This is a genomic window from Nocardioides pacificus (assembly GCF_054775955.1).
Window position 1 is genome coordinate 79156 of the sequence record NZ_BAAHCI010000014.1, and the last position, 25188, is coordinate 104343.

The 25188-nt window shown below is 71.3% G+C and carries 16 protein-coding genes; 8 read left to right on the forward strand and 8 right to left on the reverse strand.

What is annotated here, in order from left to right; translation table 11 throughout:
* The first annotated feature begins 40 nt into the window (after positions 1-40).
* A complete protein-coding gene (locus tag ACYU7L_RS16810; RefSeq protein WP_460798992.1) occupies positions 41-2560 on the forward strand; it encodes a UvrD-helicase domain-containing protein in 2520 nt (839 codons plus the stop codon).
* Positions 2561-2765: 205 nt separating this feature from the next.
* Positions 2766-4991, forward strand: a complete 2226-nt coding sequence (locus ACYU7L_RS16815) for a PAS domain S-box protein (RefSeq protein ID WP_460798993.1) — start codon at positions 2766-2768, stop codon at positions 4989-4991.
* A 16-nt stretch (positions 4992-5007) separates the two neighbouring features.
* Here the strand turns inward: ACYU7L_RS16815 and ACYU7L_RS16820 are convergent, their stop codons facing one another.
* The 4 genes from ACYU7L_RS16820 to ACYU7L_RS16835 all read right to left on the reverse strand — a co-directional run bounded on the left by ACYU7L_RS16820 (position 5008) and on the right by ACYU7L_RS16835 (position 9562).
* Positions 5008-7026 (reverse strand): ATP-binding protein, encoded by a 2019-nt coding sequence (locus ACYU7L_RS16820; RefSeq protein ID WP_460798996.1) that lies wholly within the window; start codon positions 7024-7026, stop codon positions 5008-5010.
* Positions 7027-7146: 120 nt separating this feature from the next.
* Complete coding sequence (locus ACYU7L_RS16825; protein WP_460798998.1) at positions 7147-8241, reverse strand: potassium channel family protein; 1095 nt, start codon at positions 8239-8241, stop codon at positions 7147-7149.
* Between the two features lie 9 nt (positions 8242-8250).
* Positions 8251-8610, reverse strand: coding sequence for a hypothetical protein (locus ACYU7L_RS16830; protein ID WP_460799000.1), 360 nt, complete (start codon positions 8608-8610; stop codon positions 8251-8253).
* A gap of 13 nt (positions 8611-8623) precedes the next feature.
* Positions 8624-9562, reverse strand: a complete 939-nt coding sequence (locus tag ACYU7L_RS16835) for a YihY/virulence factor BrkB family protein (protein ID WP_460799002.1) — start codon at positions 9560-9562, stop codon at positions 8624-8626.
* An 18-nt stretch (positions 9563-9580) separates the two neighbouring features.
* Between ACYU7L_RS16835 and ACYU7L_RS16840 the strand changes: the two genes are divergently transcribed.
* The 4 genes from ACYU7L_RS16840 to ACYU7L_RS16855 all read left to right on the forward strand — a co-directional run bounded on the left by ACYU7L_RS16840 (position 9581) and on the right by ACYU7L_RS16855 (position 18215).
* Complete coding sequence (locus ACYU7L_RS16840) at positions 9581-11239, forward strand: acyl-CoA dehydrogenase family protein (protein WP_460799004.1); 1659 nt, start codon at positions 9581-9583, stop codon at positions 11237-11239.
* Between the two features lie 43 nt (positions 11240-11282).
* Entirely contained in the window at positions 11283-15182 is a 3900-nt protein-coding gene (locus tag ACYU7L_RS16845; RefSeq protein ID WP_460799006.1) for a Pls/PosA family non-ribosomal peptide synthetase, read from the forward strand.
* On the forward strand, positions 15179-16489 hold the full coding sequence (locus ACYU7L_RS16850) for a M1 family metallopeptidase (RefSeq protein ID WP_460799009.1): 1311 nt from the start codon (positions 15179-15181) through the stop codon (positions 16487-16489). The genes ACYU7L_RS16845 and ACYU7L_RS16850 overlap by 4 nt, the downstream gene beginning before the upstream one ends.
* Before the next feature lie 265 nt (positions 16490-16754).
* Positions 16755-18215, forward strand: coding sequence for an HNH endonuclease signature motif containing protein (locus ACYU7L_RS16855; RefSeq protein WP_460799012.1), 1461 nt, complete (start codon positions 16755-16757; stop codon positions 18213-18215).
* A 215-nt stretch (positions 18216-18430) separates the two neighbouring features.
* Here ACYU7L_RS16855 and ACYU7L_RS16860 read toward each other — a convergent pair whose 3' ends face one another.
* Together ACYU7L_RS16860 and ACYU7L_RS16865 are read right to left on the reverse strand one after the other, a co-directional pair.
* A complete protein-coding gene (locus tag ACYU7L_RS16860; RefSeq protein WP_460799014.1) occupies positions 18431-18646 on the reverse strand; it encodes a hypothetical protein in 216 nt (71 codons plus the stop codon).
* 18 nt (positions 18647-18664) lie between these two features.
* Complete coding sequence (locus ACYU7L_RS16865; RefSeq protein ID WP_460799016.1) at positions 18665-19183, reverse strand: 4'-phosphopantetheinyl transferase family protein; 519 nt, start codon at positions 19181-19183, stop codon at positions 18665-18667.
* Between the two features lie 46 nt (positions 19184-19229).
* On the opposite strand from ACYU7L_RS16865, the gene ACYU7L_RS16870 reads away from it, so the two are divergent.
* Positions 19230-20015: a class I SAM-dependent methyltransferase gene (locus ACYU7L_RS16870; protein ID WP_460799019.1), complete on the forward strand. Its 786-nt coding sequence runs from the start codon at positions 19230-19232 to the stop codon at positions 20013-20015.
* Between the two features lie 96 nt (positions 20016-20111).
* Here the strand turns inward: ACYU7L_RS16870 and ACYU7L_RS16875 are convergent, their stop codons facing one another.
* Positions 20112-21548, reverse strand: a complete 1437-nt coding sequence (locus ACYU7L_RS16875; RefSeq protein WP_460799022.1) for a flavin-containing monooxygenase — start codon at positions 21546-21548, stop codon at positions 20112-20114.
* 51 nt (positions 21549-21599) lie between these two features.
* Positions 21600-23036, reverse strand: coding sequence for a glycine hydroxymethyltransferase (locus tag ACYU7L_RS16880; RefSeq protein ID WP_460799024.1), 1437 nt, complete (start codon positions 23034-23036; stop codon positions 21600-21602).
* A gap of 445 nt (positions 23037-23481) precedes the next feature.
* Between ACYU7L_RS16880 and ACYU7L_RS16885 the strand changes: the two genes are divergently transcribed.
* Entirely contained in the window at positions 23482-25188 is a 1707-nt protein-coding gene (locus ACYU7L_RS16885) for a nitrite/sulfite reductase (protein ID WP_460799026.1), read from the forward strand.

Here is a 25188-nt window from a genome sequence, read left to right on the forward strand (position 1 = left end):
GCAGGGCCTAGCCTGCATCCCGAGAAACGGGGGATGCAGGGTGTTCACAGCAGGAGTGGGTGCGGCGCTGGTCGTCATGGCGACCGCAGTCGTCTTTGCCAGGCTCAGGGCGAACCGCAGGAGGGCAGCCGCGCTGCTCCGGACCCGACTGGCGGCCGACGCTGAGCCGGCACTGCTCGCGGGCCGGGCGTGGAAGGACGCCGTCGAGCGCGGCCTGTCCGACGCGGTGGAGGCCGGTCGCTGGGTCACCCGCGACACCATGCTCGACTGGCTGGGAGCCAAGCCGGCGGCGTTCCCCGCCCTGAAGGCCCTCGCCCAGGAGGCGGAGACGGGCGCGGAGACACGCTCGCTGCTGGCCCTCCTCGCCCAGGACCTGCGTCCGACGGTCGCGGCGGTGAACGCCCAGATCCGAGCCCAGGAGCTCGCTACTCGTCGTACGTTCTTCGACACTATCGAGAAGCAGCCGCTCACCGACGAGCAGGCGACCGCGGTCATCGCCTTCGACAACCGCGTCCAGGTGGTCGCGGCCGCCGGGTCGGGCAAGACGTCGGTGATGGTCGCCCGCGCGGCGTACTCGATCCTGTGCGACATCGTCCCGGCCGAGCGCATCCTGCTGTTGGCGTTCAACAAGGACGCCGCCGTCGAGCTCCAGCAGCGTGTCGACGCCAGGCTCAAGGCGGCCGGGATCGACGGCACCGGGTTGCGGGCGGCGACGTTCCACGGGTTCGGCCTGACGGTGATCGGCCGCGCGACCGGCAGGAAGCCGCGGCTCGCCCCCTGGCTCGACGCCGGTCAAGACATCGAGATGGTCTCCCGGATCGTGGACGAGCTGCGCGACAGCTCCCAGGCGTTCCGCTTCAAGTGGGACATCTATCGCCTGCTCTTCGCGAGAATGGCCACGGAGCCCGACGGCGGCGAGCCGGACAGCTATGACTTCGTCTCCCGAGAGACCGGGTTCCGCACGTTCAACGGCGAGACCGTGAAGAGCCAGGGCGAGCGGATGATCGCCGACTTCCTCTTCCTGAACGGCGTGAAGTACGAGTACGAGTCGCCCTACAGCCATGACGTGGCGGACGCCGAGCACTCGCAGTATCGGCCCGACTTCTACTACCCCGACGTCGATGTGTGGCACGAGCACTGGGCGCTGGACCGCGACGGGCGACCACCCGAGTCGTTCGAGGGCTACGCAGCGGGGATGGCGTGGAAGAAGCAGCTGCACCGTGAGCGCGGCACGACCCTGATTGAGACGACCTGGGCGGCCATCCTCGACCAGACGGGGTTCCAGCCCCTCGCCGCCGACCTCAAGGCACACGGCCTCACGCTCGATTGGAACCCCGATCGTCCCATCCCGGGCGCGGAGCCGATCAGACACGAGGATCTGGCCCGGCTCATGCGGTCGTTCATGACCCACGTGAAGTCGAACTCCCTGACCCGCGAGGACCTCGCGCGGCGGCTCGCCCACGCCCCTGCGGCGGTGCAGACCTTCCGCTCACGCGTCTTCCTGGAGCTCTACTGGACCATCCACGACGAGTGGCAGCGTCGGCTGGCCGACGACGACTCGATCGACTTCGAGGACATGCTCGTCCAGGCGGCCGAGCATCTCGAGGCGGGGGTCGTCAACCTGGGCTACGAACTCGTGCTCGTCGACGAGTTCCAGGACGCCAGCCAGGCGCGCGCACGGCTGACCAAGGCGCTGGTCGACAAGCCGGGTCGACACCTGCTCGCCGTCGGCGACGACTGGCAGTCCGTCAACCGGTTCGCCGGCGCGGACCTCTCGGTGATGACCGACTTCACCGCGTGGTTCGGCGAAGCCCTCACCTTGCGGCTGCAGACGACGTTCCGCTCACCCCAGTCGATCTGCGACACCGCCAGTCGGTTCGTAGCCAAGAACCCGCGCCAGCTCACGAAGACGGTCACGTCCGTCCAGCGCGACTACGGCCCACCGAGCACGCTGGTGCGGGTCAAGAGCCCGGACGAGGTGACCGGTGCCCTGACGAAGGTGCTCGCCCATCTCGCCGAGGAGGTGCGCTCGGGCCGGGTCGAGCCCGGCCCCTCTGGCTGCGTCGAGGTTGACGTGCTGGGCCGCTACCGCTTCGACCAGGACCTCCTCCCATCGACCCTTCCGGAGGAGTTGAGAGTCCGGTTCCGCACCGTCCACTCCTCGAAGGGTCTCGAGGCCGACTATGTCGTCCTGCCCAACGTGTCGTCCGGCACCTTCGGCTTCCCGAGCGAGGTCTTCGACGATCCCGTGCTGTCCCTCGCGATGACGGACGGCGACCCCTATCCCCACGCCGAGGAGCGGCGCCTGTTCTACGTCGCGCTGACCCGTGCCCGGCGCCACGTCACGATGATCGGCGTCCAGGGCAAGGAGTCGGCGTTCGTCGCCGAGCTCCTTCGCGACCAGCGGCTCGAGCTGTCACCGCTCAGCTCCGTGGAGCACACCGAGCCGTGCCCCACCTGCGGTCGCGGGTTCCTCGTCGTACGCAAGCGGCGCGTGGACGGTCGCAGCTTCCACGGGTGCAGTGCGTTTCCCCGATGCACGTTCACGCGCAAGCTCTGACTCCCGACTCTCACTTGTCCACGGCTCACAGAGATGTTCGGCTAGCCCGCTGATGTCGACAGCGCTGTTTGTCGTGTCGCACACGTCTGAAGTGTTAAGAATGGTGCTCGAGCGTCCAGAGAACGGCGCGGCAGACACCGACACGGCGAGGGGGCCACGCGTGCGGACCGACCCATCAGGCGCCGTTCCCGCGGACGAGCGGGCCATGGCGGAGACCAGCCAGCGCTACCGCTCGCTGTTCGAGTACAACCCCCAGGCCGTCTTCTCGCTCGACCTCGAGGGCCGCTTCACCGCCGCCAACCCCGCCTCCGAGCGGATGTCGGGGTATGCCGAGGACGAGCTGTGCGCGATGCAGTTCGCCGAGATCATCCCCGAGGACCACCTCGAGAAGGTGATGGTCGCGTTCCTCCGGGTCCTCGACCAGGAGCCGCAGGACCTCGAGACCCAGATCGTGCACCGCACCGGCCACCGCATCTCGTTGCGGCTGCACGGCCTGCCCATCGTCGTCGACGGCGACGTCGTCGGTGTCTACGGCATCGCCAGCGACGTCACCGAGCACCTGCAGCTCCAGAACGATCTCGACCTGACCTGGGCGGCCGTCGCGACCGCGATGGACGGCATCTCGATCGTCGACGCCGAGCACCGCATCGTCTACATCAACGACGCCCGGGTCCGGATGCATGGCTTCGAGCACGGCGGAGAGCTGATCGGGCAGGACTTCTCGGTCCTCAACGGCTCCGACCAGGCCCCGTGGCCGGAGTCCTTCGCCCACGACCCGCACGGTCGCTGGCAGGGCGAGGTCACCGGTCGGCGCCGCGACGGCACGACATTCCCGCTGGAGACGTCGGTCTCTCGGTTGCCCGGTGGCGAGGTCATCTCGATCGCGCGCGACATCACCTCGCGCCGCGCCGCGGAGGAGAAGCTGCGCCGCAGCGAGGAACGCCACCGCACGATCCTGGCCGAGATCGCCGAGGGCTACTTCGAGGTCGACCTCTTCGGCAACATGACCTTCCTCAACCGGTCGCTCACCACACTCTTCGGTGGTCCCGCCGACAGCCTGATCGGCACCAACCACCGCGCCTACACCCACCCCGACAGTCTCGAGAAGGTCCACCATCACTTCTCCGAGGTGCTGCGGACCGGCCAGACCGAGCCCGGCTTCGACTGGGAGTTCGTCCGTCCCGACGGCGGTCAGGGATTCGTGTCCACCTCGGTCTCCCTGGTGCGCGACGACGACGGCGAGCCGGTCGGCTTCCGCGGCATCTCCCGCGACGTCACCGAGCGGATGCTGGGGATGAAGGCCCTGCGCCGCAGCGAGGAGCGCCACCGGTTGATCACCCGCGCCACCCGCGAGGTCATCTGGGACACCGACCTGCGCGACGGCCGTACCACCTGGTGGGGCGCCACCGACGCCATGTTCGGCCTTCCCGAGGACGGCATCGAGATCGACAACGACTGGTGGGTCGACCGCATCCACCCCGACGAACGCGACCACGTCGTGAAGTCGCTGAAGGATCTCTACGTCTCCCCCGAGGACATGTGGACGGCCGAGTACCGCTTCCGTGCCCTCGACGAGCACGAGGTCAACGTCTTCGCCCGTGGCTACGTCGTCCGCGACGAGGCCGGCCGCGCGGTGCGCTGCGTCGGCTCGATGATGGACATCTCCGACCGCAAGGAGTCCGAGCGCCAGCTGCGCGAGGCGCGCCGGGCCGCGGAGGAGGCCAGCCAGGCCAAGTCGCTCTTCCTCGCCAACATGAGCCACGAGATCCGCACCCCCCTCACCAGTGTGCTGGGCGGCACCGAGCTGCTGCTGGACACCGACCTCGCCCCCATCCAGAGCCGGCTCGCCGGCGCCATCGACCGCTCCGGACGCCGGCTGCTCGCCCTCGTCAACGACATCCTCGACTTCTCCAAGATCGAGGCCGGGATGGCCGACCTCGACCGCATCGAGTACGACGTGCGCGGGGTCGTGCGCGACGCTGCCGCCCTGCTCGAGCGCACGGCCGCCGACAAGGGCCTGTCCTTCGAGATCTCCGTGTCCGACGCCGTCCCCGCCCGCGCCTGGGGCGACCCCGCTCGTCTCGCCCAGGTGCTGACCAACCTGCTCTCCAACGCCGTCAAGTTCACCGACGCCGGCCACGTCCGACTGCGGGCCGATCTCGCGCCGGCCACGCGAGCCGACACCGACGAGCCGGCGCTCCGCTTCGTCGTCGAGGACACCGGCATCGGCATCAGCGACCGGCAGCTCCCCCGGCTCTTCCAGTCGTTCAGCCAGGCCGACGGCTCGATCACCCGTAAGTACGGCGGGACCGGGCTCGGCCTCGCCATCTCCAAGCAGCTCGTCGAGCTGATGGACGGCACGATCGGCGTCCGCAGCAGGTCGGGCCTCGGAAGCACCTTCACCGTCCTCATCCCGGTGCGAGTCCCGTAGGCCACGAGGTCACCGCCTAGGCGACCGCCTCGCCTTCCTGATCCTCGACGGCGCCCACTACCTCCGTGGCAGGCTCCGCGTCGTCCGCGGGCAGCCGGATGGTGAAGCACGTCCCGCCCAACCGGGAGTCGCTCACCTCCACGTCGCCACCGTGGCGCTCCACGATGCGCCGACAGATCGCCAGGCCGAGCCCGGTGCCCTGGTAGTCGTCGCGGTGGGCGCGATGCCCCTGCTCGAAGATCAACCCGCGCTGCTCCACCGGGATCCCGATCCCGTTGTCGCACACCTGGATCGCGACGAAGCCGTCGCGCAGCTCGCCGGTCACCTCGACGCGCGGCGCCACCCCGGGCGCGACGTACTTCAGCGCGTTGGAGATCAGGTTGTCGAGCAGCTGGCGCACCAGCACCTCGTCGGCCCGCAGCGCGGGCAGATCGGCGACCACGACCTGGCCGCTCCTCCCCCGCACGGCGGCGATGTCGCGCACCAGCGCGCTGGGGTCCACCCTCGTCGAGCGCAGCGAGCGATCGATGCTGGTCGCATGCTCGAGCAGACCGCTGATCAACAGGCGCATCCGGTCGGCCGAGCCACGCAGCCGGCGCAGCAGCCGCTGCGAGGTCACCGGGTCGGCGTGGCCGCCCAGCTCGTCCTCCAGCGCCTCGGCCCAGCCGTCGATCACGGTCAGCGGGTTGAGCAGGTCGTGGGCCACCGTCCCGGCGAACGCCGTGAGCTCCTCGCGGTGCGCGCGCTCCTCGGTGACGTCGCTGAACAGCACCACGACCAGCGGGTTGCCGCAGCCGTCGACCGGCAGCAGACCGGCCGAGACCGACAGCACACGCGGCGTCGTGAGATCGATGCGCACGTCCATGCGATGGACCTCCTCCCCCCGCAGCACGCGGGCGGCGGGGCGGCAGTCGTCGGGGATCGGCGAGCCGTCCGGGAACATCAGCGGGATCGCACCGACCCCGGCGAGCGACGTACCGGCGTCGACCGCGAGCAGCTCGGCGGCCGGGTTGCTCAGCACGACCTCGCCTGCCTGATCGAGCACGACGAGGCCGTCGCTCATCGAGGCGACCACCTCCCCCAACAACCTGGCCTGGTGTGCCGCCTCGCGCTCGGAATCGGCGAGCCGATCGGCCAGCCCCACCCGCTCGTCGCGGGCCGTCGCCAGCACCAGGCCGATGATGATGAGCAGGGCCACGAACGCCTGGGCGGCCAGGGCGCTCTCGGCGGCGCTGGCACCGACCAACGGTCCGTGACCGGCGCGGGTGAGCACGGCCGCCACCAGTCCCGATCCGACGCTGTGCGCCGCCACGACCAGCGTGGGGAAGCGCACGGCTGCCCAGACGGTGGGTGCGAGCAACGCGAAGGCGAACGGCTCGTAGCCGAGCCGGAAGACCAGGCCGTAGATCGCCGCGGTCGCCACGACCAGCACGAGCGCCTCGCCCACCCGCCACGGCACCGCCACCGCCGGCAGCCCGCGTCGTCGCGCCGCCAGCCACTGGCCGACCAGCTGTCCGAGCGTCAGCACGGCGACCAGGCCGCAGAAGTGGCGACCCCACCAGTGCAGCATCCAGGTCAGCTCGGGCGCGTGGCCGTCGAGCCGCAACCCCAGCGTCCCCAGGCCGACCCCGAGCGCCGCGCCGAGCGCCGCCACCGCGAGGAAGCGGCGCAGGTCCCCGGGCGAGCCGAGCGGCTCGTCGCCGCCGCAGCCCCACAGCCGCGGGCACAGACGCCGCAGCAGCGTGACCACCACCAGCACCTGGACCGCGTTGGCCGCGACCAGCACCAGAGCCGTGTGAGGTGCTGCGCCGTTGGCGAGATTCACCCCCAGCATCGCGGCGACGAGCAGCCCGGTGTCGAGACTGCGGACGCGCGCGTCCAGCGCGAGCAGCCACAGCACGGCCACGCCGGCAGCCGGCCACACCAGCGCCTGACTCCCGTCGACGATGGCGATGCGCCCCACGAGGCTCACTGCCACGAACGCGACGGCGAACCCCAGACTGCTGACGAGGCGACGTGAGATCGCCTTCGTCATCCCTCTCCCTGTCCTCAACCCCCGCCGGACAGGCTAGACGGCGAACGGGGTTACGTCAGGGAGGTCGACACCCCCGGGCTCCTAGCGGACTGGTCCACCTCGCCGGACTCCGGGGTCCGATCAGTCCTCGTCGATCGACCGGTCCTCACCGTGGGTGCCCGGGCGCGGGGCCCACGGCCGCTCCATCGACGGGCGTACGACGATCAGCCGGTCGCCGCGGGCCAGGCGCGTCACGACGGGGTCGAAGTAGCGGTAGACCTTCTCGTCGCGCACCACCGCGATCACCTGGTCGGGCAGCGTCTGCGGGGGCTTGCCGACCTCGCTCACCAGCAGGTCGCGCTCGGCGACCTCGAGCCCCTCGCCGTACGTCAGCAGGTCCTCCATCACCGACCCCAGCTGCGGCGAGACCGACGACAGCCCCAGCAGCCGGCCGACGGCCTCCGAGGAGGTGATCACCGAGTCGGCACCGCTCTGCCGCATCAGCGGGACGTTCTCCGACTCGCGGGCCGAGACCACGATCCAGGTCTCGGGGTTGAGCTGGCGCACGGTCAGCGTGGCGAGCACGTTGGAGTCGTCGCGGTCGGTCGTGATGATGACCTGGCTGGCGTTCTCGACACCGGCGCGGCGCAGCACCTCGCGACGGGTCGCGTCTCCGGTGACGACCGCGAGCCCGTCGGCGTGCGCCTCCTGCAGCGCCGGCCCGCTGGGGTCGACGATGACGATCTCGTCGCGGTCGCGGCCGTTGCTGACCAGCGTCACGACGGCGCTGCGCCCCTTGGTGCCGTAGCCGATGACGACGACGTGGTCTCCCATGTTTCTCCTCCACCGGGCGACCCGGAACATCTCGCGGCCCTGGGAGGCGAGCACCTCCAGGGTGGTGCCGATCAGCAGCACCAGGAAGGCGATGCGGGCCGGGGTGACGACGAACGCGTTGATCATCCGGGCGGTGTCCGAGATCGGGGCGATGTCGCCGTAGCCCGTGGTGCTCAGGGTCACGGTCGTGTAGTAGATCGCGTCCAGCAGGTCGACGCTGCCGTCGCTGGAGTCGCCGTACCCGTCGCGGTCGAAGTAGACCAGCAGCACCGTGCCGACGAGGATCCCCACGGCCGCCAGCAGCCGACGTCCGAGCTCCCACCACGGCGAGCGCTCGGGATCGGGCAGCGCGACGTCGGCGTAGCCGCGTGGGCTCTGCGCCGAGCGCAGCGGGTCTGACACGTGTCGAACCTAGTCGACGACGTCGCCGTAGATGTACACCCGGCCGGTGTCGGTGTCGTCGTCCTCGTCGTCAGGCGCCTCAGGGGTCTGCACCGACACGAAACGGAAGCTGTCGCCCTCGCTGGGCGTGGTGGAGCCTGAGTCGCGACGCCAGATGCCGCACAGCCTGCCGTCGTCGGCGCCGTCCGCCTCGGCCACGGCGTCGCCGGACAGGCACAGCTCGTTGGAGGTGCGGTTGAACGACTCGACGGTCCCGGTCGTCTGCGACACGGCGTCGGGCCCGGTCACGACACCGATCAGATAGCCGGCGAGCACGCACAGAGCGCCTCCGGCCACGATCAACGGAGCAGGGAGATTCACGTTCGCCACGGCGCAGAGTCTGTCACGACACCTCACGCGTTCCCATCCGGGACCTCAGCCGCTGAGCGAGCTCGGAGCGGGCCCGGGTGGTCGTCAGCTGGGGGAAGACGGTGTCGAACGCCGCGTTGACGGCCGCCCCGATCAGCACCGCGATCGAGACGAGGTAGAGCCACAGCAGCACCGCGATCGGGGCGGCCAACGGGCCGTAGATGCTCGCGGACTCCGCCGCCGTCACCGTCAGCACCCAGCGCAGCGCGTAGGAGCCGAGGATCCACGCGACCAGCGAGAACGTCGCGCCCGGGAGGTTGAACGACCAGTTCGTCCGCACCGGCACCGACACGTGGTAGAGCGTGGCCAGGAAGCAGATGCCGAGCAGCAGCACCACGGGCCAGTAGAGCGCCTCGAGGGCGTCGAAGCGCTCGGGGATCCATCTCCCCACCAGCGTGGGGCCGGCCACCATCAGCGGCAGGCTGACGATCCCGATCGCCAGCCCGAGCACGTAGAGGCCGAAGGACAGCGCGCGGGTCTTCACGATCCCGCGCTGCCCACCCAGCCCGTGCATGATCGTGATCGTGTCGACGAACACGTTGAGCGCCCGCGAGCCCGACCACAGGGCCAGCACGAAGCCGATCGAGATCACGTCGTAGCGTCCGGGCTGCAGCACCTCCCTGATCGTCGGCGCGATGATCTCCACCACTGCCTTGTCGGTGAACGCCTGCTGGGACAGGTTGATCAGGGCGACCTCGGTCTCGGTCACCCGCTCCGCGGCGAAGCCCGAGAACACGTAGCCGATCGCCCCCGCGAGCGCGAAGATCAGCGGCGGCATCGACAGCACCGCGAAGAACGCCGCCTCGGCCGCGAGCCCGGTCACCCGGTAGCGCATGCACGAGCCGACCGTCGCCACAACGACACGCCAGAGCTGATCGCGGATCCGGCGCACCTGCTCCCCCGTGATCCGCATGCGGCCTACGGTATCCACATGCGCACCGACAGCCGGGCCGACATCCGCACGGTCACCAACCAGGTTCCTCTTCTCGCCGGTCACAACGTCGTCACCTCCGACGTCGCACTGACCGAGGCGGTGGTCCGCCACGCCTCGAGCGAGGTGGTCGACGACCTCGTCGGGCTCGGCGCCGAGGCCGGCACCGCCGAGGCGCGCGAGCACGGCATGCTCGCCAACGAGCACCACCCGCGCCTCGTCCCCTACGACCGCTACGGCAACCGGGTCGACGAGGTGGAGTTCCACCCGTCCTGGCACTGGCTGATGGAGCGCGCCGTCGGCCACGGTCTGCAGGCCGCCCCCTGGGAGTCGGACTCCCCCCACGCCCACGTGCGCCGCGCGGCCGGCTTCTTCGCCTGGTCGCAGACCGAGCCGGGCCACGGCTGCCCGATCTCGATGACGTACGCCGCGGTGCCGGCGCTGCGAGCCGACGACGCGCTCGCCAAGGAGTGGTCGCCGCTGCTCGCCGCCACGTCGTACGACCCGGGCGTGCGCACCCCGGCGGAGAAGCGCGGGGCGCTGGCCGGCATGGGGATGACCGAGAAGCAGGGCGGCTCCGACGTCCGCGCCAACGTCACGCTCGCGCGCCGTACGTCGGTGGACGGGGAGTACACGCTGCACGGGCACAAGTGGTTCACCTCCGCCCCGATGAACGACGTGTTCCTGGTGCTCGCGCAGGCCGAGGGCGGCGTCACATGCTTCGTCGTGCCCCGGGTGCTGCCCGACGGCACCCGCAACCAGCTCGACGTGGTCCGGCTCAAGGACAAGCTCGGCAACCGCTCCAACGCCTCGAGCGAGCTCGAGTTCGACGGCACCCTCGCGGTCCGCCTCGGCGACGAGGGGCGCGGTGTCCGCACGATCATCGAGATGGTCGCCGCCACCCGGCTCGACTGCGTGCTGGGCTCGGCGTCGCTGATGCGCAAGGCGCTGGCCGAGGCGTCCTGGCACGTCGCGCACCGCTCGGCGTTCGGCTCGCTGCTCGTCGACAAGCCGCTGATGCAGAACGTCGTGGCCGACCTGGCCGTGGAGTCCGAGGCGGCGACCGCGCTGGCGATCCGGCTCGCGACGGCCGTCGACAACCTCGCCGACCCGCAGGAGGCGGCGTTCCGACGGATCGCGCTGCCGCTGGCGAAGTTCTGGGTGTGCAAGCGCACCCCGGCGATGGTGGCCGAGGCGCTGGAGTGCCTGGGCGGCAACGGGTACGTCGAGGAGTCGGGGCTGCCGCTGCTGTTCCGCGAGTCGCCGCTGAACTCGGTGTGGGAGGGGTCGGGCAACGTCAACGCCCTCGACGTGCTGCGCGCGATCACCCGCGAGCCGGAGGCCCTGGACGCCTGGATCACCGAGGTCGGGCTCGCCCGCGGCGCCGACGCCCGGCTGGACCGCGCCGTCGACGACACCCTCGCGCTGCTCGGCGACGCGGCCGGGCTCGAGGTGGCCGCCCGTCGGCTGGCCGGGCAGATGGCGGCCTGTCTGCAAGGCTCGCTGCTGGTCCGCTTCGCCCCGCCCGAGGTCGCCGACGCGTTCTGCTCCTCGCGGCTCGGCACGACGTGGAACGGCACGTTCGGCACGCTCACCACCGGGGGCCTGCGCGCGATCATGGACCGGGCGATGCCGACGCTGGATGCCGGTCTGGGGTGAGAGGACACCCGCTGTTCACCTGGGTCGTCCAGACTCCCCGCTCGTGACCGTGTCCGCGCTGCTGCCTGCCCTGACGCGTTCGGACCGGGCCCCCGCGCCCCGCACGCTGCTCGACATCTTCACCGAGACCGTCGAGGCCCACCCGGACGCGCTTGCCGTCGACAGCGGCGTCGACGTGCTCACCTATGCCGAGCTCGCCGAGACCACCCGCGAGCTGGCCGGGCGCCTGCTCGAGGCCGGCGTGCGCCGCGGAGACAAGGTGGGCGTGCGGGTCAAGTCCGGCACCACCGACCTCTACGTCGCGATCCTCGGCGTGCTGACCGCCGGCGCCGCCTACGTCCCCGTCGACGCCGACGACCCCGACGAGCGGGCGCGGGTGGTCTTCGACGAGGCGCGGGCGGTCGCGGTGGTGGGCAACGACCTGGAGATCGCCCGGCGCCCGGTCGCTGGGCGGGACGCGGCCGCTCGCCGTACTCCCGCCGAGGGCGAGGGCGACGTGCTCCCCCGCCCCGAGGACGACGCGTGGGTCATCTTCACCTCCGGCTCGACGGGCACGCCGAAGGGCGTCGCGGTCTCCCACCGCAACGCGGCGGCCTTCGTGGACGCCGAGTCGCGGATGTTCCTCCAGGACGCCCCCATCGGACCCGACGACCGGGTGATGGCCGGACTGTCGGTCGCCTTCGACGCGAGCTGCGAGGAGATGTGGCTGGCGTGGACGTACGGCGCGTGCCTGGTGCCCGCGCCCCGCTCGCTGGTGCGCTCGGGCGTCGACGTGGGGCCGTGGCTGCTCGCCAACGACATCACCATCGTCTCCACCGTGCCGACGCTGGTCTCGCTGTGGCCGACGTCGTCGCTGGCGGCGATCCGGCTGCTGATCATGGGCGGCGAGGCCTGCCCCGCCGAGCTGGCCGCCCGGCTGCAGAGCCCGGGGCGCGAGGTCTGGAACACCTACGGCCCCACCGAGGCCACCGTCGTCGCCTGCGGCACGATCCTCGACGGCAGCGACCCGGTCCGGATCGGGCTGCCGCTGGACGGCTGGGACCTGGCCGTCGTCGACACCGAGGGTCGGCCGGTCGCCGAGGGCGAGAGCGGCGAGCTGATCATCGGCGGCGTCGGGCTGGCGCGCTACCTCGACCCGGCGAAGGACGCGGAGATGTACGCCCCCCTGCCGGCCCTGGGCTGGGAGCGCGCCTACCGCTCCGGCGACGTGGTGCGCAACGACCCCGAGGGACTGGTCTTCGCCGGCCGGGCCGACGACCAGATCAAGCTCGGCGGGCGCCGCATCGAGCTCGGCGAGGTCGACGGTCAGCTCTCGCGGCTGCCCGGCGTCATCGCCGCGGCCGCCGCCGTGCGGACCACGAAGTCCGGCAACAAGCTGCTCGTGGGGTATCTCGACGTCACCCACGACTACGACCCCGCCACCGCCCTGGAGCTGCTGCGCGAGCGGATGCCCGCCGCGCTGGTCCCGCGGCTCGCCGTCGTCGGCCACCTGCCGACCCGCACCTCCGGCAAGGTCGATCGCGACGCGCTGCCGTGGCCGCTGCCGGCGTCGCTGCCGTCGGGGCCCGACCGGGCCCCGGCGCCGCTGAGCGGCACGCAGGCATGGATCGCCGAGATCTGGAACGACGTGCTCGGGGCCCAGGTGACGTCGCCGAGCGACGACTTCTTCGACTTCGGGGGCGGCTCGCTGACCGCGGCCCAGGTGGTGGGGCGGCTGCGTGAGCGCTATCCCGAGGTGGCGGTCGGCGACCTCTACGCCCACCCTCGGGTCGCGACCTTGGCGGGTGCGCTGGAGGAGCTGGCCGGCACGTTCGTCGCGTCGGACCGCAAGGTGGCACCGATCCCGGTGAAGACCCAGATCGGTCAGCTGGCGCTGCTGCTCCCGCTGCGCTCGCTCGCGGCGGCCCGGTGGCTGTCGTGGCTGATGCTCGCCTCGACGGCGCTTTCCGGCGCGCTGCCCTGGCTCGCGTCGTACCCGCTGTGGGTGCTGATCCTCACCAGCTGGTTCTTCCTGGTCCCACCCGGCCGGATGACGCTGGCCGCCGGACTGATCCGGCTCGTGCTGCGCGGCGTGGAGCCGGGCCGGCACCCGCGCGGCGGCAAGGTGCACCTGCGGCTGTGGACGGCCGCGCGGATCCAGGACGAGCTCGCCGCGACGAGCCTCGCGGGGGCGGCGTGGATCCCCTACTACGCGCGGCTGCTCGGGGCGAAGGTCGGCGAGGGGGCGGACCTGCACACGCTGCCGCCGGTGACCGGGCTGCTCAGTGTCGGCAAGGGCGCGGCGATCGAGCCGGAGGTCGACCTGACCGGCTCCTGGGTCGACGGCGACGTCGTGCACGTCGGCCCTATCCGGATCGGCGCGCGGGCCCGGATCGGCGCGCGGAGCACCCTGGCCCCCGGTGCCGTGGTCGGTCGCGAGGCGGAGGTGGCGCCGGGCTCGCTGGTGATGGGCGAGGTGCCGGCCGCCGAGTACTGGTCCGGCTCCCCCGCCGAGCAGGTCGCCGCCAAGGCACGAGGCCCGTGGAGCACGCAGCCCCCGCCGCAGGGACGGCTCTGGGTGGGCGCCTACGCGCTGATGGCCTTCCTCGTCGCGGCGCTGCCCGGGGTGGGCGTGCTCGCCGGGGCTCTCGTGCTGCTGCCGTTCGTGCACGACACGGCCTCGCTCGGCGAGGCGATCCGGACGGGCGCGATGTGGCTGCCCCTGGCCGTGCTGGTCGGGTACGGCGTGCTCGGGCTGCTGGTGCTCGGGCTCGTCCGCCTGCTGGCGCTGGGGATGACCGCCGGCCACCACCCCGTGCGCTCGGGCGTGGGCGTGCGGATCTGGGGCACGTTCCGGGTGCTCGACGACGCCCGGACCTGGCTGTTCCCGCTCTACTCAGGCGCGCTGACCCCGATCTGGCTGCGGCTCCTGGGCGCCCGGATCGGCAAGGGGGTCGAGGCATCGACCGTGCTGCTGCTGCCGAAGTTCGCGACCGTCAACGACCACGCGTTCCTCGCCGACGACACGCTGCTGGGCTGCTACGAGCTCGGCGGCGGCTGGATCCGCGTCGAGCACGTCAAGATCGGCAAGCGGGCGTTCATCGGCAACTCCGGGATGGCGGCCGCCGGACGCAAGGTGCCGAAGGCGTCGCTGGTGGCCGTGCTGTCCGCGGCTCCGCGCCGCTCGGACGCGAAGGCCGGCTCCTCCTGGATGGGCAGCCCGCCGACCAGGCTTCGCCGTACCTCCGAGGCGACGGACTCGAGTCGCACCTATGACCCGCCCACGCGCCTGCACGTCTATCGCGCGCTGGTGGAGACCGGTCGGGTCATGCCGCTGGTGCTGGGCGTGGGCCTGCACGTCGGTGTCGGAGCCGTGCTGCTGGGGCTGCTCTCGTCGCCTGTCCTGGCCGTGGCGCTGGGTGGCCCGGTGCTGCTCGGCGGCGGACTCGTGGCAGCGCTGCTGACCGTGGCGGCCAAGTGGCTGCTGGTCGGGCGGCACCGCGCCGAGGAGCACCCGCTGTGGTCGGGATTCGTGTGGCGCAACGAGCTGGCCGACACGTTCACCGAGGTGCTCGGGGCGCCGTGGTGGGCGTCGGTCACCCGCGGCACGGTCGCGCTCAACGTGTGGCTGCGCCTGCTGGGCGCGCGGATCGGGAACGGCGTGTGGTGCGACACCTACTGGCTGCCGGAGACCGACCTCGTAGAGCTCCACGACGGCGCCACCGTCAACCACGGCTGTGTGGTGCAGACCCACCTCTTCCACGACCGCGTCCTCGCGATGGACAAGGTGGTGCTACACGCGGGTGCGACCCTGGGGCCGAACAGCGTTATCCTTCCCGCCGCGGCGATCGGGCGCCACGCGACAGTCGGCCCGGTCTCGCTCGTCATGCGTGGGGAGTCCGTCCCCACCCGGACCCGGTGGATCGGCAACCCGATCGGGCCGTGGGAAGAGGAGAGCTCGTGAGCGGCACCGACCCCTACGTCCCCGGGCACGGAGACGCGTCGTACGACGTGGAGCACTACGACCTCGACCTGGCCTACACGCCGGCGGGCAACCGGCTCGAGGGGCAGGCGACGCTGCGCTGCGTGGCCCCCGAGACGCTGGTCCGCCTCGAGCTGGACCTGCACGGGCTGCGCGTCGACAAGGTGCTCGTCGACGGGAAGCCGCCGACGCGCTACACCCATCGGGCCGGGCGGCTCGCCGTCGTGCTGCGGGCACCGGTCGAGCCGGGGACGCACTTCGAGGTGCGGGTGAAGTACTCCGGCAAGCCCGGCCCCGTCTCCACCCGCGAGCTCGGCGACGCCGGCTGGGAGGAGCTGACCGACGGCGTCATCGTCGCCGCGCAGCCCCACGGCGCCGCCACGTGGTTCCCCTGCAACGACCGGCCCGACGACAAGGCGACCTACCGCTTCAGCGTGGTGGCGCCGGCCGACTACTACGTCGCGATGAGCGGGGAGCTGCTCGACCAGGTGCGCCGGGGCGCGTCGACGACCTGGACCTACGAGCAGCGCTCCCCCATGGCGTCGTACCTCGCCACCTGCCAGATCGGGCAGTACACCGTGTTCGAGCAGTCCTCGTCGGTGCCGCTGCGCGTGGTGGCGCCCGCTGATGTCGCAGGTGAGGGCTTCGACGCGGCGTTCGGTCGGCAGCCGGAGATGATGGCGTTCTTCGAGGACCGCTTCGGGCCCTATCCCTTCACCGGCTACACCACCGTGATCACCGACGACGACCTCGAGATCCCCCTGGAGTCCCAGGCGCTGTCGACCTTCGGCCGCAACTTCTGCACCGACGACTGGGACTCGATCCGGCTCGTCGCCCACGAGCTCTCGCACCAGTGGTTCGGCAACGCCGTCACCCTGCGCCGCTGGCAGGACATCTGGCTCCACGAAGGCTTCGCCTGCTATGCCGAGTGGCTCTGGTCGCAGGAGTCCGGGGCGGAGTCGACCCAGGATCGCGCCGCCCACCACCACGCCAAGCTCGCCAAGGCCGATGCGGACCTCGTCCTCGCCGACCCCGGCCCGGAGCTGATGTTCGACGACCGCGTCTACAAGCGCGGCGCCCTCACCCTCCACGCCCTGCGCGCCGAGATCGGCTCCGCGCAGTTCTTCGACGTGCTTCGGTCCTGGGTCGCCGAGCACCGCGGCCAATCGGTCACCACCGACGACTTCGTCGCCCACTGCGAACAGGTGACGGGGAGGCCGCTCGTGGGGCTGTTCGATGCGTGGGTCTATGAGGTGGAGCTTCCCGAGCTGCCGGTCGTGGAGGACTAGGAGCAGCCCTCGCCGGCCTCGTTGGTCGAGCAGGTTGCGCAGCGCCGCTCGCTGGTCGAGCAGGTTGCGCAGCCCCGCTCGCTGGTCGAGCAGGTTGCGCAGCGCCGCTCGCTGGTCGAGCAGGTTGCGCAGCGCCGCTCGTTGGTCGAGCAGGTTGCGCAGCAACCGACGTCGAGACCCCCGTCGCGAAAAAGTTCTCCACAGTCAGCGCGTCGCCCCGCTTCTGAGCGGGGGCACTGTCGGCGCCCCCTGCTTGACTATTTCCATGCCCCAGACAGCCACCCCCGACACCGCCGCCGCGGTGCTGGAGGTCGCGCGCGTCCGTCGCGCGATGGCTGATCGTGCGGAGGCGGAGCAGCTGCAGGCCGCCGTCGACTGGGCCGCGATGCACTCGGTCGACTCTCTCATCGACGCAGCACTGGCCCACGACGGGTACGACGACCGTGGCCTGCCCATCGCCGGCGAGGGTGCACCTTTGGTGGCGGAGTTCGCGATCACCGAGTTCGCTCTCGCCGTCGGACTCTCCACCGACGCCGGCAATCGTTACGTCGGCCAGGCCGTCGAGCTCAGGTATCGCCTCCCCAAGGTGTGGGCGCGGGTCTGCTCCGGTGATCTGGTGGCGTGGAAGGCTCGCCGCATCGCGGACGCCACGATGAGCCTGGTGCCCGAGGGTGCGGCGTTCGTGGACCGTCACGTCGCCGCGGTGGCGCACAAGATCGGTGTCGCGGCGCTGGATCGGTTGATCGAGGAGGCCCGGGTCCGGTTCCAGCCCGAGGACGCCGAGCAGCGCCGCCGTGCCGCGGCTGACGGCCGCTGCTTCGAGGTCGACACCGACCAGGTCTCCTACGACGGCACCATGCAGATCCGAGGTGAGCTGGATATTGCCGATGCGATGGACCTCGACGCCGCTGTGGCAGCGGGTGCGGAGGCCCAGCGTGTCCTGGGCTCGGAGGATTCGCTCGGTGCGCGTCGGGCGAAGGCGGTCGCGGACCTGGCCCGCCAGCAGCTCGCGTTCGACCTCAACACCCAAGAGGACGAGCCCACCACCACTGACAGCGATGCGACACCGGGTCAGCGCGGTGGATCCGACTCACCCCCTCCTCCCGATCAACCGCGCTCATCCTCTACGACCTCCGACAGTGCGGCCCCCACGCGCGGGACAGCGCGTCGTCCGCGTCAGGTGGTGCTCTACGTCCACCTCTCCCACGACGCCCTGCGCACCCGCCACCTGGATGGCGGCCGCGTGCACCTCGCGCGGGTGGAGAACTCCCGCTCCTTCGTCTCGGTCGACCAGGTCCGCGGCTGGTGCGCCACCCCGGACGCGCAGGTCACCGTGAAGCCGGTGATCGATCTCGAGGACCACGTCCACGTCAACGCCTACGAAGTCCCCGACCGGCTCGTCGAACGAGTCGCGCTGATCAACCACACCTGCGTGTTCCCGTGGTGCACCCGACCAGCCCGCAAGCTCAAACCTGACGGGCATCGAGCGGACTGTGACCACGTTCGAGAACACTCGGCCGGTGGAGCTACGTGCTCGTGCAATATCGCGCCGTTGTGTCGGCGGCATCATCGTCACAAGACGCACTCGCCGTGGTCCTACACCGTCATCGACCCGGGCACGTTCTTGTGGACGAGTCCCCAGGGCTATCAGTACCTGCGTGACCACACCGGGACGCTCGACGTGACCCGCGACCGGGCCCGCGCCGTACCTCCGCCCGACGAATAGCTGCATCGCCCCGGACCCCGTCGTAGGCAGCATCCGGCGGGGGCTTCGGCGTGTCTACGGGTGGGGTCTCGACGTCGGTTGCTGCGCAACCTGCTCGACCAACGAACGGGATGCGCAACCTGCTCGACCAACGATCGGGATGCGCGACCTGCTCGACCAGCGAACGGGATGCGCGACCTGCTCGACCAGCGAGGGTCGTCGGGGGCGCTCCCCTGTCAGCGTCTCCGCTGCCGCAGCAGATAGCCGACCGGCACGCCTACTGCGACCACGAAGAGCGGGGTGGCGATCGTCTCCGTAGCTCCCTCGTCCCAGCCAAGGACAAAGTGGCCGGCCCAGAGCAGGACGCCGCCGACGGCCAGCACCAGCAGACATAGCGCGATGGCCACCGCGATCGCGACCGTCTGCTCGTCACGCCCCGTCTGCGTCCGCACCCGGTCAGGATGCCCGGGTCAGCTCCGCGCGGCAAGGAGTGCGAGCGCGGCGACGAAGCCGTCCGGCGCATCGACGTCAGCGATCCGGCCGGGGAAGTCGGCCAGCACCAGATCGGTCATCGGCCGCGCCAGGCCCACGCCGTACGCCTTGAGGACTGCCTCCTTGCGAGTCCAGACCCGCGCACGCTCGAGGTCTGTGTCGGCCTCCTCCCCCGGGGCCAGCACCATGGCCGCGTCCCAGTGTTCGGCGACGTCAGCGATGGACTCGACGTCGACCCCGACGGGCCCGTCGTGGCTGATCGCAGTGACGAGGTGACCGTCGGCGCGCGAGAGACTCACCTCCACGGGCCGCTCGGCCAGCCGAGCCCAGGGCCGACCGTGGTCGCCGGAGCCGCAGCGGGGACAGAGGCGGCCGGTGCGGACGACACCGGCGCCGAGCGCGCGCCGTACGTGCTCGGCCAGCGCCGCATCGCCCAGCTCTCCCCCGCCGTGCCAGGCGAGGGAGACGTCGCCCAGGTCGATCGGCTTCCCCGTCACGCCGGCGATCATCGCAGTACGACGCGAGCGCGGGTAGCGTGGACGGATGTCGTTCACCGTGGCGGCCGACGCCTACAACCGCTTCATGGGGCGCTTCTCGGAGCCCCTCGCGGCGCTCTTCGTGGGGCGTGCCGGGGTGCGCCCGGGCCAGCGTGCTCTCGATGTCGGCTGCGGACCAGGGGCGATGACGTCGGTGCTGACCGAGTGGCTGGGCGCGGCCGCGGTCACGGCCGTCGATCCCTCGGCGTCCTTCGTCGCCGCCGCGCGTCAGCGACACCGCGACGTCGCGGTCGTGTCCGCGGTGGCGGAGGAGCTCCCCTTCGCCGACGACTCGTTCGACCTCACGGCAGCCCAACTGGTCGTGCAGTTCATGAGCGACCCGGTCGCCGGCCTCCACGAGATGGCGCGGGTGACCCGACCCGGCGGCACGGTCGCCGCCTGCGTCTGGGACCACGACGGCGGCTCCGGGCCGTTGGCGCTGTTCTGGCAGGCGGTGCGCGACCTGGACCCCGCCGCACTCGGCGAGGGCGACCGTCCCGGCACCCGGGAGGGGGACCTGGTCCGTCTGTTCGCCGACGCCGGGCTCCCTGCTCCCCTCGGTGACCGGCTGACGGTGGAGATCGAGGTGGGCAGCTTCGAGGAGTGGTGGGAGCCGTTCACGCTCGGGGTCGGCCCGGCCGGCGACTACGTCGCGTCGCTGGCCCCGGACCGGCGCGACGCGCTCGCAACGCGGATGGCCGGGCTGCTGCCCGCGAAGCCCTTCACGGTCCGGGCCACCGCCTGGTACGCCGAGGCGACCGTGGGTGCGGCTCCCGGGGCCCGCGGCCGGTAGCGACTGCGCTGTACGGCATGGCGATTGGGCAGAAACGACGTGCCCCGGCGCCTTTTCGATGCCGTTGGGGACCAAACGGCAACCGCTCCGTCGCCCTCAGCGGAACTCGACGTTCCCGTCGTCCACCGGCCGGGCCAGCGTCCTGCGGTCGCGCACGTAGTTCATCGTCAGGTTCCACGGCGCGCGGTCGCCCTGCTTCGGCAGCTGGTCCATCACCCGCTGGATGTAGCCGGCCTGGAAGTCGGTGAACGGCTGCGCGCGCACCGCCGGATCCCGCCGTACGACGAACGACCGCGCGCCGACGCGGTCCATGTGCTGCAGCAGACGCACGACGTACTGCGAGACGAGGTCGGCCTTCAGGGTCCACGACGCGTTGGTGTAGCCGAAGACGAACACGAAGTTGGGCACGTCGCTGAGCAGCATCGCGCGGTAGGCCATGGTGTCGGCTAGGTCCACCTTCTCGCCGTCGACCACCAGCTCCATGCCGTGGAAGAGCGCCACCTCGATCCCGGTCGCGCTGACCACGAGGTCGGCCTCGAGCTCCTGGCCCGAGGACAGCCGGATCCCCAGCTCGGTGAACGTCTCGATCGTGTCGGTGACGATCTCCGCGTCTCCGCTGCGCAGCGCCCGGAAGAGATCGCCGTCCGGCACGACGCACAGCCGCTGGTCCCAGGGGTCGTAGCTCGGGCTGAAGTGCACGTCGACCGGGTAGTCCTCGGGCAGCTGCGACGCGGTCATCCGCCGCAGCAGTCTCCTCGCCGTGGCGGGCCGCAGCCGGCTCAGCTCGTAGGAGACCATCGCGCGCAGCACGTTCTTCCACCGACTCACCGCGTACGCCGCGCGGCCGGGCAGCACGCGCCGGAGCAACGCGCCGGTCCGGTCCCGCGACGGCAGCGAGATGATGTACGTCGGGGAGCGCTGCAGCATGGTCACGTGGGCGGCGTCGCGCGCCATCGCCGGCACCAGCGTCACCGCCGTCGCACCGCTGCCGATCACCACGACCCGCTTGCCGGTGTAGTCGAGGTCCTCGGGCCAGGCCTGCGGGTGCACCACCTGCCCGTCGTACCGCTCGACCCCGGGGAAGACCGGCGCGTGCCCCTGGTCGTAGCGGTAGTAGCCGGTACAGGCCCACACCAGTCCGGCCGTCAGCTCACGCGTCTCGCCGTCGTGCTCGACCGTGAGCGTCCACCGCGCGTCCTCGCTCGACCACTCCGCCCGGGTGACCCGGTGACCGAAGCGGATGTGCCGGTCGATGCCGCGCTCATGGGCCGCCTCGGTGACGTAGTCGCGGATCGAGTCCCCGTCTGCGAGCACCTTGCCGCCGAGCCACGGCTTGAAGTGGTAGCCGAGCGTGAGCATGTCGGAGTCCGATCGCACGCCCGGATAGCGGAACAGGTCCCACGTCCCCCCGATGCGCTCACGCGCCTCGAGGACCGCATAGCTGCGCCCGGGGAACGCGTCCACCAGGTGGGAGGCCGCGCCGATGCCGGAGAGGCCGGCTCCGATGATGACGACGTCGAGGTGCTCGCTCACCCGGGGCAGTCTGGCACGACCCCGGGCGAGCGGACTATGGCTGCGGAGTGCTCAGCCGAGCACGAGCCCCGGGTAGAGCGGGTGCTTGTCGAGCATCTCGGCCGAGGCGTCCTTGACCCTGACGGCGACCCCGTCCGCCAGCGTGTACGACGCCTTCGACGGCCCGCCCGCCTTGGTGGTGCCGGGCTGGGTGTTGCTCAGCACCTCGACGACGAGGTCCGCGACCCGGTCGAACTCCTCGGCGCCGAAGCCACGAGTGGTGAGGGCGGGCGTGCCGAAGCGGATGCCGGAGGTGTACCACGCGCCGTTGGGGTCGGCCGGGATGGAGTTGCGGTTGGTGACCACGCCGGCGTCGAGCAGCGCCGACTCGGCCTGGCGGCCGGTGAGCCCGAACGACGTCACGTCGAGGAGCACGAGGTGGTTGTCGGTGCCGCCGGTGACCAGGCGGGCGCCGCGCTTGAGGAAGCCCTCGGCGAGCGTCTGCGCGTTGTCCGCGACGTTCTGCGCATAGGTCTGGAACTCCGGGCGACGGGCCTCGGCCAGCGCCACGGCCTTGGCGGCCATCACGTGCGAGAGGGGGCCGCCGAGCACCATCGGGCAGCCGCGGTCGACCGACGCGGCGTACTCCTCCTGCGCGAGCACGAGACCGCCGCGCGGGCCGCGCAGCGACTTGTGGGTCGTGGTGGTGGTGACGTGACCGAAGGGGATCGGGTTCTCGTCGCCGGTGAAGACCTTGCCGGCGACCAGGCCGGCGAAGTGGGCCATGTCGACCATCAGCGTGGCGCCGACCTCGTCGGCGATCTCGCGCATCTTGGCGAAGTTCACCCGGCGCGGGTAGGCGGAGTAGCCGGCGACGAGGATCAGCGGCTTGAACTCCTTGGCCTTCGCCCGCAGCGCGTCGTAGTCGAGCAGCCCGGTCACCGGGTCGGTGCCGTACTGCTGCTGGTGGAACATCTTGCCGCTGATGTTGGGGCGGAAGCCGTGGGTCAGGTGGCCGCCGGCGTCCAGCGACATCCCGAGCAGGCGCTGGTTGCCGAGCTCGTGGCGCAGCTTCTCCCAGTCCGCCTCGCTCAGCTCACTGACGTTCTTGGCCTGGAGCCGCTCCAGCGCGGGGCTCTCGATGCGGTGGGCGAGGATCGACCAGAAGGCGACGAGGTTGGCGTCGATGCCCGAGTGCGGCTGCGCATAGGCGTACGGCGCGCCGAAGAGCTCGCGGGCGTGCTCGGCGGCGAGCGACTCGACGGTGTCGACGTTCTGGCAGGCGGCGTAGAAGCGGTGTCCGACGGTGCCCTCTGCGTACTTGTCGCTGAGCCAGGTGCCCATCGTCAGCAGGGTCGCCGGGGACGCGTAGTTCTCCGACGCGATCAGCTTGAGCGATCCGCGCTGGTCCTCCAGCTCCTTGCGGGTGGCCTCCGCGATCCGGGGCTCGACCGAGGCGATGACCTCGAGGGCCTGCGTGTACACACTGCTGATCTGGGCATCCGTCATGCCCCTCAGCCTAGTGACCCAGCCTGTGATTCCGCCCGCGGACGGCCTCCTCGTTCCACTCCGCGGGTCCGGCGCGGCAGTGACGTGCATCTCATCAGGCCTGCGAAGCCCCCGGGATCGGCCGCCAGTTGTCCAGAATGCGGACAGCCGTCTCACCACACGAGATTGTTGGTTGTGGTTCGGCCGTCCGCTCCCTGAGACTCGTCCCCATGATCAGCTCCGCAACGCACACGTACCTCGTGGTTCGACGCCACGTGGACTACGGGCGTACGCGCAGCTCCATGTGTTGGCCCTGCTGACCTCCGTCGCCCACCGCTGGACGACGGACGCCCGACTGTGAACCTTCAGACCCCCGGGCGCCGGTCGCAGGCCAACCCGACGACCTCACCGTCGCGGCGTCGGCCCAGCGCATCGCGCGTCTCCGCTACGCGTTAGGAACCGTCTCGTGAACGATCAGGCCCCCGCAGCACGCACGCCCCGCCCGCGCCCCAAGCGCGGCGAGGGGCAGTGGGCCCTCGGCTACCGAGAGCCGCTCAATGCCAACGAGCAGTTCAAGAAGGACGACGACGCGCTCAACGTGCGCGGTCGTATCGAGGCCATCTACTCCAAGCGGGGCTTCGCCTCGATCGACCCCAACGACCTGCGCGGCCGGATGCGCTGGTGGGGCCTCTACACCCAGCGCGCCGAGGGCTTCGACGGCGGCAAGACCGCGACGGTCGACCCGGCGGAGCTCGACGCCGAGTTCTTCATGATGCGGGTGCGCTCCGACGGCAAGATCCTCGGGCCCGAGCAGCTCCGTGCACTCGGCGAGGTCTCCACGACCTACGCCCGCGACACCGCGGACATCACCGACCGCCAGAACATCCAGTACCACTGGATCCGCATCGAGGACGTCCCGGCGATCTGGGAGCGCCTCGAGGGCGTCGGCCTCGACTCGCAGGAGGCGTGCGGCGACTCCCCGCGCCCCTTCCTCGGCTCGCCGCTCGCCGGCTTCGCCAAGGACGAGATCATCGACGGCTCCCCCGCGCTGGCCGAGATCAAGCGCCGCTTCATCGGCAACCCGGCCTTCTCGAACCTGCCGCGCAAGTTCAAGACCGCGGTCACCGGCCACCCCAGCCACGACGTGGCGCCCGAGGCCAACGACGTGTCGTTCGTCGGCACCGTCCACCCCGAGCACGGACCGGGCTTCGACCTCTGGGTCGGCGGCGGGCTGTCCACCAACCCGATGCTCGCCCAGCGTCTTGGCGTGTGGATCCCGCTCGAGGAGGTCGCCGACGCCTGGGAGGGCGTCGCGTCGATCTTCCGCGACTACGGCTACCGGCGGCTGCGCTCGCGTGCCCGCTTGAAGTTCCTCGTCGCCGACTGGGGCATCGAGAAGTTCCGCGAGGTCCTCGAGACCGAGTACCTCCACCGCGCCCTCGTCGACTGCCCCTCCCCCGCCATCCCCGAGCGCCAGGGCGACCACATCGGCGTCCACGAGCAGAAGGACGGCAAGTTCTACGTCGGGGCGGCGCCGGTCGCCGGCCGGATCAGCGGCACCACGCTCAGCGCGCTGGCCGACGTCGTCGAGCGGTACGGCGCGCTCGGCGCCCGACTCACGGCGTACCAGAAGCTCGTGGTGCTCGGCGTCGACGCCGACGACGTGCCCGGGCTCACCGCCGACCTCGAGACGATCGGGCTCACCGCGACACCGTCCAACTGGCGCCAGAACACGATGGCCTGCACCGGGCTGGAGTTCTGCAAGCTCGCGATCGTCGACACCAAGGAGCGCGCCCGCGCGCTCGTCGCCGAGCTCGAGCAGCGCTTCCCCGAGCTGGACACCCCGATCACGGTCAACGTCAACGGCTGCCCCAACGCCTGCGCCCGGACCCAGGTCGCCGACATCGGTCTCAAGGGCCAGCTGGTGATGGACGCCGACGGCCGCCAGGTCGAGGGCTTCCAGGTCCACCTCGGCGGCGCCCTCGGCCTGCACGCAACCTTCGGCCGCAAGCTGCGCGCCCACAAGGTGACCAGCGCGCAGCTCGACGACTACATCACCAACGTCGTGACGGCGTTCCTCTCCGACCGTGAGCCCGGCGAGTCCTTCGCCCGCTGGGTGACCCGGGCGGACGAGGTGCTCCTGCGCGGCGAGAAGGCCCTCGAGGTGGTGTGA